Annotated in this window: 11 protein-coding genes; 6 read left to right on the top strand and 5 right to left on the bottom strand. The window is 53.8% G+C overall.

The window, feature by feature from the left end; translation table 11 throughout:
• Window position 1 precedes the first annotated feature (1 nt).
• Both rnpA and rpmH read right to left on the bottom strand, forming a co-directional pair.
• Complete coding sequence (gene rnpA / locus HU175_RS23420) at window positions 2-397, bottom strand: ribonuclease P protein component (protein ID WP_176568877.1); 396 nt, start codon at window positions 395-397, stop codon at window positions 2-4.
• A 61-nt stretch (window positions 398-458) separates the two neighbouring features.
• Complete coding sequence (gene rpmH / locus HU175_RS23415; RefSeq protein ID WP_080241397.1) at window positions 459-626, bottom strand: 50S ribosomal protein L34; 168 nt, start codon at window positions 624-626, stop codon at window positions 459-461.
• A 143-nt stretch (window positions 627-769) separates the two neighbouring features.
• On the opposite strand from rpmH, the gene HU175_RS23410 reads away from it, so the two are divergent.
• The 3 genes from HU175_RS23410 to HU175_RS23400 are packed head-to-tail and all read left to right on the top strand — an operon-like array spanning window position 770 to window position 5,036.
• Entirely contained in the window at window positions 770-2,332 is a 1,563-nt protein-coding gene (locus HU175_RS23410) for a M61 family metallopeptidase (protein ID WP_176568876.1), read from the top strand.
• 59 nt (window positions 2,333-2,391) lie between these two features.
• Window positions 2,392-3,498 carry a glycoside hydrolase family 130 protein gene (locus tag HU175_RS23405; RefSeq protein ID WP_176568875.1) on the top strand — a complete coding sequence of 369 codons (1,107 nt, stop codon included), beginning with the start codon at window positions 2,392-2,394 and terminating at the stop codon, window positions 3,496-3,498.
• A 26-nt stretch (window positions 3,499-3,524) separates the two neighbouring features.
• A complete protein-coding gene (locus HU175_RS23400; RefSeq protein ID WP_176568874.1) occupies window positions 3,525-5,036 on the top strand; it encodes an amidase in 1,512 nt (503 codons plus the stop codon).
• Window positions 5,037-5,060: 24 nt separating this feature from the next.
• On the opposite strand, the gene HU175_RS23395 is transcribed toward HU175_RS23400, so the two are convergent.
• The gene (locus tag HU175_RS23395) at window positions 5,061-6,200 is read right to left on the bottom strand and encodes a sensor histidine kinase (RefSeq protein ID WP_176568873.1); all 1,140 of its coding nucleotides are present in this window, start codon (window positions 6,198-6,200) and stop codon (window positions 5,061-5,063) included.
• Between the two features lie 182 nt (window positions 6,201-6,382).
• Here HU175_RS23395 and HU175_RS23390 point away from each other — a divergent pair, with 182 nt between their 5' ends.
• Window positions 6,383-8,770, top strand: coding sequence for an outer membrane beta-barrel family protein (locus HU175_RS23390; protein ID WP_176568872.1), 2,388 nt, complete (start codon window positions 6,383-6,385; stop codon window positions 8,768-8,770).
• A gap of 11 nt (window positions 8,771-8,781) precedes the next feature.
• Here the strand turns inward: HU175_RS23390 and HU175_RS23385 are convergent, their stop codons facing one another.
• Complete coding sequence (locus HU175_RS23385; RefSeq protein WP_176568871.1) at window positions 8,782-9,561, bottom strand: LytR/AlgR family response regulator transcription factor; 780 nt, start codon at window positions 9,559-9,561, stop codon at window positions 8,782-8,784.
• 230 nt (window positions 9,562-9,791) lie between these two features.
• Between HU175_RS23385 and HU175_RS23380 the strand changes: the two genes are divergently transcribed.
• Entirely contained in the window at window positions 9,792-10,517 is a 726-nt protein-coding gene (locus tag HU175_RS23380; protein ID WP_176568870.1) for a hypothetical protein, read from the top strand.
• Window positions 10,518-10,743: 226 nt separating this feature from the next.
• Complete coding sequence (locus HU175_RS23375; protein ID WP_176568869.1) at window positions 10,744-11,187, top strand: energy transducer TonB; 444 nt, start codon at window positions 10,744-10,746, stop codon at window positions 11,185-11,187.
• Window positions 11,188-11,204: 17 nt separating this feature from the next.
• Here the strand turns inward: HU175_RS23375 and HU175_RS23370 are convergent, their stop codons facing one another.
• Window positions 11,205-13,415 carry a TonB-dependent receptor plug domain-containing protein gene (locus HU175_RS23370; RefSeq protein WP_176568868.1) on the bottom strand — a complete coding sequence of 737 codons (2,211 nt, stop codon included), beginning with the start codon at window positions 13,413-13,415 and terminating at the stop codon, window positions 11,205-11,207.
• Between the last annotated feature and the right edge of the window lie 12 nt (window positions 13,416-13,427).

Below are 13,427 nucleotides of genomic sequence, written 5' to 3'. Positions count from 1 at the left end.
CTTAGAGTTTTCTTAAGGCTAATTTCATGCCTTTTTCTATCTCTTCAAACGAAATTATCTGCTTGGCGGTATATAAAAAGGCAATGTTAGCCGGTGGTACTTTGTCGGCTGGTAACAAGTGCTTATTCAGGCGATACGCTTCGCGAATGCGACGCCGAACGAGGTTGCGGTCAACGGCCCGTTTGAAGTTCCGTTTTGAGACCGTGATGACAATTGCGGGGAGAGGGACCTCGCCGGAGAGGGCGTCGGTCGGGTGGGGGCGATAGAGCACCCGAAACGGAAAAAGGTAGAACGTCTGGACGGTCGCATCGGGACCGGACGTACTACCTTTCTTAAATAACTCTCCCAGTACTTTTTTGCTGCAAAGCCGCTCGGATTTGGTGAAGGTTTGCCGCATGGAAACGTAATCAATAACGAATAACAGGTGAGCCGGGGATGAAACCGGCACGTACCGGTTACTACAGTTTGAAACGTTCGCCTTTTTTCTCGTCCGAAACGGTCAGTTTGTGGCGACCTTTTGCGCGACGACGGGCCAGCACCTGGCGGCCATTAGCGGTTGACATCCGCTCGCGGAAGCCGTGCTTGTTTTTCCGCTTCCGGTTCGATGGTTGGTACGTTCTTTTCATGATCTATATGTTCCTAAAACCCTTGTTTTCCAAATGAGTCCGCAAAGATAGACCAATAAAGGCAGTTTATCAAGCCTCGTTTTTAAGAAAAACGATTTTGATCCCAAGCCGTTACGTTTGTATTCGAAAGAGAATCAAGTCCTATGCATTATCGCCTGTCTGCCGACCGTACCAGTGCCCCGCACTACATCGCCGTTGAGGCTCAGCTAACGAACATTACTACGCCGACTGTTGAGTTGCAACTACCTGCCTGGCGGCCGGGGCGGTATGAACTCCAGCATTTTGCCAAAAATATTCAGCGGTTTGCGGTGGTCGATGGTACAGGAAGGCCGTTGCCCTTCTGGAAGACGACAAAAGACCGCTGGCTGGTGGAGATGGGAGGGGCTACGGAATTAATGGTACACTACAACTACTACGCTTTATTACCCACACCAAACCTACTTAATGCGGGCAGCAGCTTTATCAGCGATACGTTGCTGTACGTCAATCCGGTCAACCTCTGCCTCTACGCAGAAGGCCGCATCGACGACCCCTGTACGCTCGAACTGGCGATTCCAGATACCTGGACAGTAGCCTGCGGACTGAAGCAGGTCAATACCCGCACCTGGCAGGCTGACGATTTTTACGAATTAGTCGATTGCCCGCTGATTGCGGCTCCGGTGATGCAGCACGTTGAGTACAGCGTTGGCGATACGCTCTTTCACGTCTGGATTCAGGGGGGGCGACGGACCAACGGCGATCCTACCTTCGACGCCGACCGGATCATTCAGGATTTCACGCGCTTCTCCGAAAAACAGCTTGCCCTCTTTGGGGAGTTTCCCGAACGGGATTACCATTTCCTGACCATTATCCTACCGGTAGCGTACTACCACGGCGTCGAGCACCGCAACTCAACCATGCTGGTGCTGGGACCAAACGACGAGGGCGAAGGGCTGTATCAGGATCTGCTGGGTGTAGCCTCGCACGAGTTATTCCACGCCTGGAACATTATCCGAATTCGTCCAACGGAGTTACTGCCGTATGACTTCACGAAAGAAAACTACTTCCCCACCTGTTTTGTCGCCGAGGGCGTTACGACGTATTACGGCGATCTGATGCTGCGCCAGTCGGGCGTGTTTGACGATGCGGCTTACCTGAAAGAACTACAGGTGCTTTTCAAGCGCCACTTCGAGAGCAACGGCCGGGCGTTTCAGTCGCTGGTGGAGTCGTCCTGGGATCTGTGGCTGGATGGCTACGAGAAAGGCGTGCCCGATCGGAAAGTGTCGGTGTATCACAAAGGCGCTATTGCCGCACTGATTCTGGATTTGCACATTCGCCAACTGACCAACCATACCCACTCGCTGGATGACGTTATGCGGCAAATGTGGCAGCAATTTGGAAAACCGTTCAAGGGCTATACGTTGGGCGACTACCGGGAAGAGACCGAAGCGGTGGCCGGTGAGTCGCTGGGCTGGTACTACGACCTGTGTATTTTCGGCAATCAGCCGCTCGAAATGACCCTGAACAGCTATCTGGCCTGGGTGGGGCTTCAGGTTGTGTACGAGGAACCCACGCCCGACCAGCCCGGCGGTATTCGGTTGCTGGAACTGGACGACGAAGACGGACGACGACAACGGTCGCGGTGGTTTGAGGGGCGGGGCGTTGAACTTCCGAGCGAAGGTCCGGTGTCGCTGGAGCAGCCCGGCCAAAATGCCTTACTTAACTAGACAGGTAGAAAACGAGGTTCGACCTGCTTACTCATAAAACTTGTCAATTCTTTTCATTCATGCGTCGCCTTACTGTTTCGTACGTATTTCTCTTTATCACCGCCTGTCTGTCATCAGGATGGGCGCAGGTTGCTCCCGAAAAATCGTGGATGATCGGGCCATTCAGGAAGCAGACCGCCGATAATCCTATTCTGGACGCCAAAGCGAATACTACGTTTTTCTGCCCCATTCGAAAAGATACGGTTCGCTGGGAGGAAAAAGACGTATTTAATCCGGCCACTGTGGTACGTAACGGGAAAGTATATATGATTTATCGAGCCGAGGACACCGTCGGTAAACACGCTGGTACGTCGCGGCTAGGGCTGGCTAGTAGCGACGATGGCGTTCATTTCAAGCGGATGCCAAAACCCGTTTTTTGTCCGGCTAACGATGACATGAAAACCTACGAGTGGGAGGGGGGCTGCGAAGACCCGCGCGTTGTCGAAAGTCCGAATGGGGTGTACGTAATGACCTACACGGCCTACGATGGCGATAAGGCCCGACTTTGCGTCGCTACGTCGAAGAACCTGACCAACTGGACAAAACACGGAATAGCCTTTGACGAGTATGACAACGGTAAATACCGGAATCTCTGGTCGAAATCCGGGGCTATCGTCTGCAAACGGGTTGGTAGTAAGTTGATCGCTCATAAGATCAACGGCAAATACTGGATGTACTGGGGTGATCAGGCGCAACTGTATATGGCTACCTCAACAGATCTGATTCACTGGACGCCCCTGGAGGATGAAAAAGGAACACTGCTGGCCGCTGCCGAGTCGCGCCGGGGTAAGCACGACTCCCGCCTGATTGAACCCGGTCCCTTTGGTATGGTAACTCCCGCCGGTATTCTGCTTATTTATAATGGGATGAACGCGGACCAAAACGGCGACCCAAACCTGCCCAAAGGTGCCTATACGGGCGGTCAACTGCTTTTTGATGCGAAAGACCCAACCCGGCTGGCGGATCGCTCAGAGAATTATTTCATCCGGCCTGATCAACCTTATGAGATTACAGGGCAGGTGAATCAGGTTTGTTTTCTGGAAGGGATGGTCCCCTTCAAGGGCAAATGGTTTTTGTACTACGGTACGGCCGATTCGAAAATTGCGGTAGCTGAAGCCAAGCAGTAATGTAGATTTTCCTTCCTGACCTGTTCATGCCTACTCCATCTGCTGCCTTACCCTTTACTGACTACATCGCGCGCGATGCTACGGCGCTGGCCGAGCTGGTTCGTTCGGGTGACGCAACACCGGCTGAACTATTGGAAACGGCCATTGCTCGCGCTGAAGCTGTTAATCCACAACTCAATGCGATCGTGACGCCCCTCTATGAGCAGGGGCGCGTCATGGCCGAACAATCGCCTAACGATAAACCATTCGGGGGTGTACCATTTCTGCTTAAAGACCTCGAATTTGAATGGAGTGGAACGCCCATGAAATCGGGCAGTCGGGGGTACCAGAATTATGTTTCGTCGGCAGATAGCGAGGTTGTTAAACGACTTAAAGCGGCTGGACTCGTCTTTTTCGGCAAGACAAACACCCCCGAGTTTGGTCTGACGCCTTATACCGAATCGAAACTGTACGGACCGGCACGTAATCCCTGGAAGCTGACGCACTCGCCGGGTGGATCGAGTGGCGGGTCGGCTGCTGCTGTAGCGGCTGGCATCGTTCCGGCGGCTACGGCTTCGGACGGGGGCGGTTCGATTCGAATTCCAGCTTCCTGCTGTGGATTGTTTGGGCTAAAGCCCTCGCGGGCACGCGTTACGTTGGGGCCTCGCTTCGGCGAACTCTGGAACGGTGCGGTCGTGGGACATGCCGTTACCCGTAGCGTTCGTGACAGTGCCGCGTTGCTGGATGCGACGGCGGGTCCACTGGCGGGTGATCCGTATGGCATTGCCCCACCCGAGCGACCTTTCGTTGAGGAAGTAAGGCGGGAGCCGGGCAAGTTACGGGTTGCTTTTTCGACGCAATCACTGATGCCCTCGCAGACAACCGACGCTGAATGTAGTAAAGCCGTGCAGGAAACCGTCAAATTACTCGAAAGCCTGGGGCATACCGTCGATGAAATTCCGCTGCCGTACGAAAAGACGATCGTTACGGAAGCTTTCTTTTTGAACGTCCTGAGCGAAACGGCCGCTACGCTACGTGAACTGGGACACTACCTTGGTCGTCCCGCCCGACGTGACGACGTTGAACTGAATACCTGGGCGCAGGCCCGCCTGGCCGAAGGCTTCTCCGCGACGGATCTCGCTTTTCAGAAACGACGGTGGAATTCGTTAAACCGGACAATGGGACAACTGCACGAAACCTACGACGTATTCCTGACGCCTACGCTGCCCCGCCCGCCTATCGCCATTGGTACGTTCCAAAACACAGCATCAGAACAGCGCCTGCTTAAACTGGTCGATACAGTCGGGGGTTTGAAATACCTGAACGGTAGCAAAATGGTGGACGAACTGGCCGAGCGGTCGCTGGGCTATATTTCATTCACAGTTATCACGAATATGACGGGCCAACCATCCATGTCGGTACCGCTGCACTGGTCGCCCGATGGCTTGCCCATCGGCGTCATGTTCGCGGCCAAACTCGGCGACGAAGCCACACTGTTCCGCCTGGCTGGCCAACTGGAACAGGCGCGTCCCTGGTTTGACAAACGCCCAGCTATCTGAGCATTTCGAGATAGCTTTAGCCGATTAAGCCACGAACGGCAAGGTCAAATCAACGCTATACTGATCCAGGTCGTTGGTGACCCGCAGCGAGTGTGCTGGATATAATAAGTTCAATCGTTTTTGGACGTTCGTTAGCCCCAGCCCCCCGACGCTGGCTTCGGGCATTGCTGGTTTGCTGTTGCTGATGGTTAGCTGCAGGGCCGTCTCATTGACCGCGACGGTCAGGTTGACCCAGGATTTACGCGCACTCCGTTGCACGCCGTGTTTGAAGGCATTCTCCACAAACGGGATCAGCAGAAACGGAACGATCTGTACGCGTTCGTCGACTGTTTCGGGAAGTGATACCTGAATGTCAGCCCGTTTTCCCGTTCGGATTTTTTCCAGGGCTATATAATCCCGGATAAATTGAAGCTCCTTTTGCAGCGGAACGGTCGGTTCGGTCGTTTCGTACAGTGTGTACTGCATCAATCCCGACAATTGGTGGACCAGTTGAGCGGCTGGCGGGCAGTCTTCTTCCGTCAGCGAATAGACGCTGTTGAGCACATTAAACAGGAAGTGTGGGTTGATCTGGCTTTTCAGGTAGTTGAGTTCGAGCTGCATGTTTTGCTCTTTCAACTGCGCATTGTTCACCTGTGAGGACATGTTGTCATAGAGGCCCTTGAACGCCAGCAACAGTGATGGATAGGTGAACGAAAGCAGGAAGTTCCAGCCGAATAGCGAAGCATTGGCAAAAAGACCCAGTGGGCCATGCTGCTCCATACGATGCCACATGGTGACCGTGTTCGACCAGAAATTGGCGCGAAACGGGAGTATGGGCGTATTGTCCGGGAAGTTGACGGTTTGGTGAAGCCAGGCAAATCCCGCGTAGTTCGCCAGGTATGCAATGGTATAGGAGAGAAGAATAATCGCCAGTAATGAAACGGGCCTGAACCGGTAGAGATAACGGGGGAACAGCCAGTATCCCCAGCCGTAATAGATCAATAGCTGAAGCAGAAACTGACCGTAGGTGTACCACCGACCGATGGTACCATACTGGTACGTTAGGCCAGCGGACAAGCCATCTGCGCTGACCAGCACGTATAGCGTACTGATAATAATGCCGTGCAGGAGTATCCGGCGGATCGATGGAGTCAGGAAGGGAAGCTGGATAGCTGGAAATTTCATGCATCAAACATCGGGGGTTCCCCGCAAGTACCGGTTCTTTTTCGATGAAAACGCCAAATTTTTCGACGAAAATGGATTAGTACGCTTGGTCGAATAGGACGGCTGATTCGCCGAATAAAGGAAAGGCAGCCGGTGGGGCAGGGCTAGGTTTGCATCATCAATCACGCAACACAAACTGCCCCATGAACGCACGGCTAATTATCTTCCTCTTTCTTTTTTCAGTACAGGCACTGGCCCAACATCAACTAACCGGCCGGGTTACGGACACGGCAAAACAACCTGTTGCCTACGCAACCGTAGCCCTGCTGAGGGACACTGATTCAACGGTGGTTAAAGGGGCTATTTCTGATGAATCAGGTCTATTCGTGATGGACAAGCTCGCGTCGGGAACGTACCGCACACGTATCAGCGCTGTTGGATTTAAAGACGTTTATTCATCTGTCGTTACGCTAAGCGCCGAAACGGCGACGGCTGACGTTGGGCCCCTGATACTGGAAGCCAGTGCCCAAAACCTGTCCGAAGTTACGGTAAAAGCGCAGCCATCGCTGGTGCGTCAGCAGGCCGACCGGCTTGTTCTGAACGTAGAAGGCAGCGTCATTACGCGGGGTAACAAAGCCGAAGATCTGCTGCGGTACATTCCCCGCGTCCGGTACGAGGGCGGAGCAATCAGCGTAGGTAACAAATCGAATGTCCTCCTACAGGTCGATGGCCGGCAGATGGGCCAGGGAAGCCTGGCTAGTTTCCTGCAAACGTTCTCGGCAGAAGATATTGTGCGTATCGAGGTGATCACAAACCCGTCAGCCCGTTATGATGCCACCGTCGACGCCGTAGTCAACATCGTTACCAAAAAGAGCCGGGAGCAGGGCATAAGCGGTCGGTCGACGCTGACCTATTCGCAGGGGCAATACAGTCGTTCGTCGGCCAATGGATCGCTGACGCTCCGGCAGGGGAAATGGACCGTCTTCGGCAGCCTTAACGCGACGCTGCCGTCAACAGCCTATTCGACCCAAACTCTCGATCGAACCTTTCCCGGTGCCACCCAACAAAATACGTTACTGACGCTGAATACGTACCGGTCGCTGGCCACCAATCTAAATGCTGATTACGCTATTAATGCCCGGCACGTCTTGAGCCTGCGTTTAAACGGCAACTGGCGCCGGGGGAACACCGACACCGATACACGAACCCGCTCTACGGTGGCTGCCCTTGCCGACTCGACAATCCGTACGGAAAACTTCGGACGGGAAAAGGCGAACGTGTATGATCTGAACCTGAGCTACAAGGCAACACTCGGATCGGATAAGTCTAAGGAACTGACGGTATTTGTAACGGAATCATTGCTGAATAAGGACGCTTCGCAATTCATCAACTATCAGCGTATCGGCCTGAACGATGCGCCTGATGGGCCTGTAACCCGGCTCCGTATCCTGAATCCGAGTCAGCAGCGTAACCTGATTGGCCAGCTCGACTACGCTACCCCAGTACTAGGTAAAAAATGGCGGCTGGACGTGGGGACAAAGTACGTTTTCATCCGCAACGACAATACCCTTCAGCAGGACAACTTCGTCAACGGCCAGTACCAGTTTGATCCAACATACAGCCAGGCAGGACTCTACCAGGAGCATACCTATGCTGCTTATTCAAACCTGAGCCGGTCGTGGGGGAAAGGCTGGTCGTGGCAGGGGGGCTTGCGCATCGAACGTACGGAGCAGCACCTGGCCCAGTCGGCGCTGGCGCGTACCTATGCCGGTCTGTTTCCCAGCCTGGGGCTGAACCGGAGCCTGGCAAACGGTCACTCGTGGGGCGTTACGCTCAGTCGGAAAGTGAGCCGCCCCAGCCTGAGCAGCCTCGTTCCGTACCGTAACCTGATCGATCCGTACACAATCATTGAAGGAAACCCGATGATCCGGCCGTCTTTTGCGCACACACTGGATGCCTTTTACGCACTCGGTAGCCTGAACCTGTTCGCTAATTATTCGTACATCCGCGACCAGATCACAACGGTGCTACGCGCTGACCCGGCTACGTTACGGTATACGCAGGTGATGGACAACCTTCGGAACGGCAATGATTTTTACGTGGGAGCGACCTACGCCAAAAGCATAACGAAAACCTGGCAGACGAACACGACGCTGATGGGGATGGGCAACCAAACCAGTACGGCTATCAATGAGCTAAGTCAGTACCGGGCAGCGGGTTTATGGGTGATGCTTACTTCGTCGAACATCATTTCCCTGCCCCGCGACTGGAAGTACGAACTGACTGGGCAATACATGTCGCCCGCCCGGATGGGCCTGTTCACGCAGAAAGGATTTGGCGGGGTATCAATGAGTCTGACGAAATCGCTGCTGGCTAAACAGGTTAACCTGCGGATTGACGTGAGTGACGTATTCCGGACGATGACCAGCCGGCTGGAGTCGAACTACGGACAGGTAAACTTCACCATGCGGAGTTACAACGACAGCCAGCGCGTCAAGGTGTCGTTCAGCTACAACTTCGGCAAGAAGACCGTAAAGGCAGCCCGGGCGGGGAGTCTGGGTAACGACGAGGAAAAGAGCCGGATGCGTTAAACCGCTTGTCACTAGCCAATCTGCTCCCGTCGGATCCGCTCTTTAACGGCATCCCGATACCTCGGTCCGATGATCAGACTGTCGCCGGTCGATAGTCGGACCGAGTTGCCTTCCAGCACTTTGACGTGACGAAGCTGGATGATAAACGACCGGTTGATCCGCAGAAAGCGATCAGTAGGGAGAACTTCGGCCAGCTTGGTCATCGTGAGGTGCGTAACCACAAATCGATCCGGCAGAAAAACCTTGATGTAATCGCCCAGCGCTTCGGCATAGACCAGCTCATTGAGGTGAATCTGTTCGAGTTTCTTATCCGTTTTGAGATAGATAAAATCAGCCGCTGGTGGTTCCATTGTTGCCGGGCTGGGAATGGGCAGGCTGACCGAATCGGCCAATGAGTTGTTGGCTGGTGGGGCCTGTGCCGGTTTAGGTACTCGTTCCTTGACCCGGCCAATGGCTTTAAGAAACCGATCGAAGGCAATGGGTTTCAGTAGATAATCCACCACGCCCAGATCAAAACCTTCGATGGCATGATTGGGGTTTGCCGTGGTCATGACCACTAAGGGATGGGGTGACGGGTAGGCCTGTAGAAATTCCAGCCCCGTCATTTCGGGCATATTGATGTCTAGGAAGATAACCTCGGGCTGCTGAGCGGGTAGCTGCTCGAACGCGCTGATGGCATCATCGAAGGTGGCAATCAGCTGAAGCGAGGGAACACGACGGACGTACTTTTCGAGTAATTGCTGCGCTAGCGGTTCGTCTTCGATAATGGCGCAGCGGAGCGGACTAGTCATACAAAAAGGGCAGCGGAAATAGAATTACATAGCCAAAAATAAGGAAATGCTGTTCAACGAGCGTGGTTGTCTGGCAGAGTGCTGTCAGGAATCGACTATTTTTACAATGCTGTACAGCTCGCGATTGCCCGGAAGTTATAGTAAATACCCTGAAATCACCGTTAGAAATTGCCTGGCTGATCCTTTTTCGATTAAGTCTGAGAAATGTCAATTTACGCGCATCAACGATCATGAAAACGCTGCTTTACTCCGTCTTACTGGCGCTGGTATTATCCTGTAAAGGCATAGAGCCCGATACCGTAGCACCCGAATACCAGGACTGGTACACCCTTCGCGCTCCCGTTGATGCCGAGATTCAGGGCGTGTGGGGAAGCTGGGAGAAAACCCTGCTGATTGCGACAAGAACTAACGTATTCCGCTCAACTGACCAGGGGAAAAACTGGCAGGAGGTGTTACCCTTCCAAAGTCATGGCATGTTCAGCGTTGTTAAACAACAGGATACTCTGTTTACGATGACGGGTTTAGCGAACGGACAGTTTTTAACCAACGCCAGCAATTACAGTGTTGATGATGGCAAGACTTGGAAGGCTTATACGCGCCATAATCCAGCCTTTGAGATTTCCTCGTCTTCTGGTCAGGCGATCAATAAGTTTTCGATTAGCCCTGTTGTCAACTCGTCCGGGGTAAGCTACAAAATCAATCAGGTGTTCCTGAATGGTCCGACGGCTACGACCGGCATTTTTGAAACGCCGGGTATCGTTACGTCTGCTGGCCGTCGAATTGACCTGCCCCAATTACACCAGCTGCGTAGTCTGTATCTGGATAGTCAGCAACGACTATATATTTCCGCTACCGATGCCGTCTGTGGACGAGGACATTCGGGTGAGGGCTTCTCGTTTTGCAACAGCAAAAACGGGCGGGGTGTCGTCTACATATCCAAAACATCTCTACTCTGAGATGCCTCTCTCAAGCATTACTTTGGCCAGTTGAGCCTGTTTTGGAAGAGAATAAAGAAGAACAGGAGAATTGCTCCACCAATTAGTTTAGATGCTTCCGATTTATCCGTGTCCCACTGGGTGGCGTTCCAGTCGCCAGTCCAGAAAGCAACAATACCGTAACTCAGAACTAAGGATAGAAAAATCAGAAAAAAGATTCTCATCTCACCAGAAATAGACTTTTTGTATGCTAAACGATAACCCCCGAACTGTCTACTCCGTTTGGAAACGTTACGTACTGGCGGTCTGCCTGATGATGCTGACGCTGATGTGTTCCCGGAAAAATGTTGATCCGAACCCATCCGGACTAGTTGGTGAAGTGTACACCGTTGTCGATCAGCCACCGGCGCCGGTCGGCGGGCAAACAGGGTTGAATACGTATCTCATGCAGAATCTCCGGTATCCTGCCGCAGCACAGCGCGCCGGAATTCAGGGCAAGGTGATCGTGGGTTTTGTCGTGACCAGCACTGGTAAGATTACCGACGTACAAGTCACGCAGAGTGTAGGTGGCGGTTGCGACGAAGAAGCCGTGCGGGTTATTAAGGGCATGCCGGACTGGATTCCCGGTCAGAAAAACGAGCAGGCTGTCAACGTACGGACCAGCCTGCCCGTTTTATTTACGATCCTGTAAAAACGTACTTGTTCATCTCAAAACGAAAACCGGTAGCGGACCGACAACGAGCGACCGGGCAGGTTGTAGCCCCGTTTTTCGTAGTAATTCTCGTCGGTCAGGTTAGCGATCTGTAGTCCCAGCGTATGATGTTTAGCCAGCGTGTAGGATGCGCTCAGGTCGAGCACCAGGTATTCCGGATACTGGATCTCCGGGTTGGCAGCATCCGTAAAATCTGTGTCTTTGCGATGTCCTATGTACCGGCTCAATAAACGCAGCTGTAACCCCCTGAACGAATCGTATTCAAGACCAGCGTTCAGGTTCATTTTCGCTACGTTGGCAATGTCCCGCTGGGTAGCACTACCGTCGGTACTAACAAGAGTTTCGCTGTAACGAAGCATGGTTGTGGCGTTACCGAACAGCCGAAGCGAATACCGATAGGCGGTCAGGGCGCCAAAATCGTAGCTGATTTCCGATTCGATTCCCCGCAGGTCCGAGTCGGCCGCGTTGACGTAAGTAGCCCGCGCGACGATCACATCACCGTTGGCCTGTTTCTCGTTCACCTGCGTCACGATCCGGGCGATCCGATCGCGTACGTCCGTGTTGAAGTAGGTGACACCGGCCCGGAAACCCGCTTTGTGCCGACTGAACGTCAGTCCCAGGTCATAGCTGATGCTGTTCTCGTTGGTCAGATTGGGGTTGCCCGTCGTGATCGTGATACGCCCGGTCGAGGTGCGGGTTTCTGAATAACCGGCTACGTTGAACGCATCAGGCGTGACGAACGCCCGACCCACGGTTCCTTTCAACTGCCAACTGGGTGCCAGCCGCAACGACGCGCCCAGATTAGGGCTAACGAACGGATTGGTTGTTTTGCCCGGCTTGAACGTAGTGAGCAGGGGCGTTTCCTTGACGGAGAAGGTAATATCATCCACCCGCAGACCGGGCTGCAACAGGAAACGATCTCCGCCGAAGGCCAGCTGTCCCTGCGCGTAGAACGCCGACGACCGAATCGAGTAGTTGGGCTGCGTAGGCGCTTTTTCGGTAACGCCGTCGCTCCAGCTACGAGACGACGTACTGGAATTTAGATAATCGTAGCCAACCGTAAGCTGATGACCCCCCAGTTGCCAGTTATCTTGGAGCTGAACGCCCTGCCAGCGGTTCGCAGTATTTGACGACAGGAACGGGGTAACCGGCTTGCCCGATACGTTGGTTGTCTGGTTGAAATTGTTTTCGCCGGAAGCAAAGACCCGTAACGTCGGTTTGTGAGCCGCCAGTTGACCCCGCAGGGCAACCTCTCCCGCCTGCCGATTAACATCTTTCAGGCTGGCCTGCGTGGTGCCGTAGGTAATGTCGCCGGGTGATTCAACGTCGTCGGCAATGAATTTTTCGCCCCGTACGTCCACTCGCCAGTTAGTACTGATCTGATAGCCCAGCCTTAGCGAACCGGAATAGTAGGTGAGCTTGGTGTTGGGCCGGATCTGCCCATCGTCCTTGCGATCATCGATCGTTTCGGCCGGTTTGTTGCTGTAGTATTTTACGGCCTGATCGCCTTTTAACCAATTCCGGAACAGGTTACCTTTTCCGATTCGGTAATCCTGCGCCCGCCGGAGGTAGTTGACCGATGCATCGAAGTCGAGCCGGTTGGTTAGACTGCCGCCAACATTTCCCCCCGCCTGATATGTCTGGAACGAACCATACTCAGCGAAGGCATTGCCCCGCAGCGGTCCCGTGGAGCGCCGGGTGATGACGTTAATGACGCCCCCCATGGCCTGCGAGCCATACAGCGCCGATGCGGGCCCTTTCAGCACTTCGACCCGCTCTACGTTGTTGAGTCCAATGGTCGACAAATTCGTGGCCCCCGCCGGACGCCCGTCAATCAGCAGCAGCGTTCGCTGGTTCAGTCCCGAGAACTGCGGACGGAATCCCCGGATGCCAACGCCCGACGATAAGTTAGGATACTGAATGACATTGACAGCCGCTAGCTTCTTGACCAGATCTGTTACGTCGGTGGCCGGCGTTTGCTCGATGTCACGTCGGGTGATGATGTCGATTTGCTGCGGAACCCGGTCGCGACGGGTTTCCGAACGGGTGGCTGTAACGATCGTTTCTTCCAGCGCCCGGCTTCGTAGTGTGTCGGCAGGGATCGATTGCGCCTGTAAAGAGTTAAGTATACTAAGCGTTGCTGTTGCACCCAGACAAGCAAGGGTCTGGATCGAGCTACCTAGAACAAGATAGTAGCGGTGTTTCATGAATACTTGTTA

The sequence above is a fragment of the Spirosoma sp. KUDC1026 genome, from assembly GCF_013375035.1.
Classification (GTDB): Bacteria; Bacteroidota; Bacteroidia; order Cytophagales; family Spirosomataceae; genus Spirosoma.
Note: the sequence above shows the minus strand (reverse complement) of the source record. Positions and strands in the feature narration are given on the sequence as shown.

What these genes read in the sequence shown, in the direction of transcription:
- HU175_RS23370 (WP_176568868.1), bottom strand. Translation starts at nt 13,415, where the DNA reads ATGAAACACCGCTACTATCTTGTTCTAGGTAGCTCGATCCAGACCCTT.
- HU175_RS23405 (WP_176568875.1), top strand. Translation starts at nt 2,392, where the DNA reads ATGCGTCGCCTTACTGTTTCGTACGTATTTCTCTTTATCACCGCCTGT.
- rnpA (WP_176568877.1), bottom strand. Translation starts at nt 397, where the DNA reads ATGCGGCAAACCTTCACCAAATCCGAGCGGCTTTGCAGCAAAAAAGTA.
- HU175_RS23390 (WP_176568872.1), top strand. Translation starts at nt 6,383, where the DNA reads ATGAACGCACGGCTAATTATCTTCCTCTTTCTTTTTTCAGTACAGGCA.
- HU175_RS23375 (WP_176568869.1), top strand. Translation starts at nt 10,744, where the DNA reads ATGCTAAACGATAACCCCCGAACTGTCTACTCCGTTTGGAAACGTTAC.
- HU175_RS23395 (WP_176568873.1), bottom strand. Translation starts at nt 6,200, where the DNA reads ATGAAATTTCCAGCTATCCAGCTTCCCTTCCTGACTCCATCGATCCGC.
- HU175_RS23400 (WP_176568874.1), top strand. Translation starts at nt 3,525, where the DNA reads ATGCCTACTCCATCTGCTGCCTTACCCTTTACTGACTACATCGCGCGC.
- rpmH (WP_080241397.1), bottom strand. Translation starts at nt 626, where the DNA reads ATGAAAAGAACGTACCAACCATCGAACCGGAAGCGGAAAAACAAGCAC.
- HU175_RS23410 (WP_176568876.1), top strand. Translation starts at nt 770, where the DNA reads ATGCATTATCGCCTGTCTGCCGACCGTACCAGTGCCCCGCACTACATC.
- HU175_RS23380 (WP_176568870.1), top strand. Translation starts at nt 9,792, where the DNA reads ATGAAAACGCTGCTTTACTCCGTCTTACTGGCGCTGGTATTATCCTGT.
- HU175_RS23385 (WP_176568871.1), bottom strand. Translation starts at nt 9,561, where the DNA reads ATGACTAGTCCGCTCCGCTGCGCCATTATCGAAGACGAACCGCTAGCG.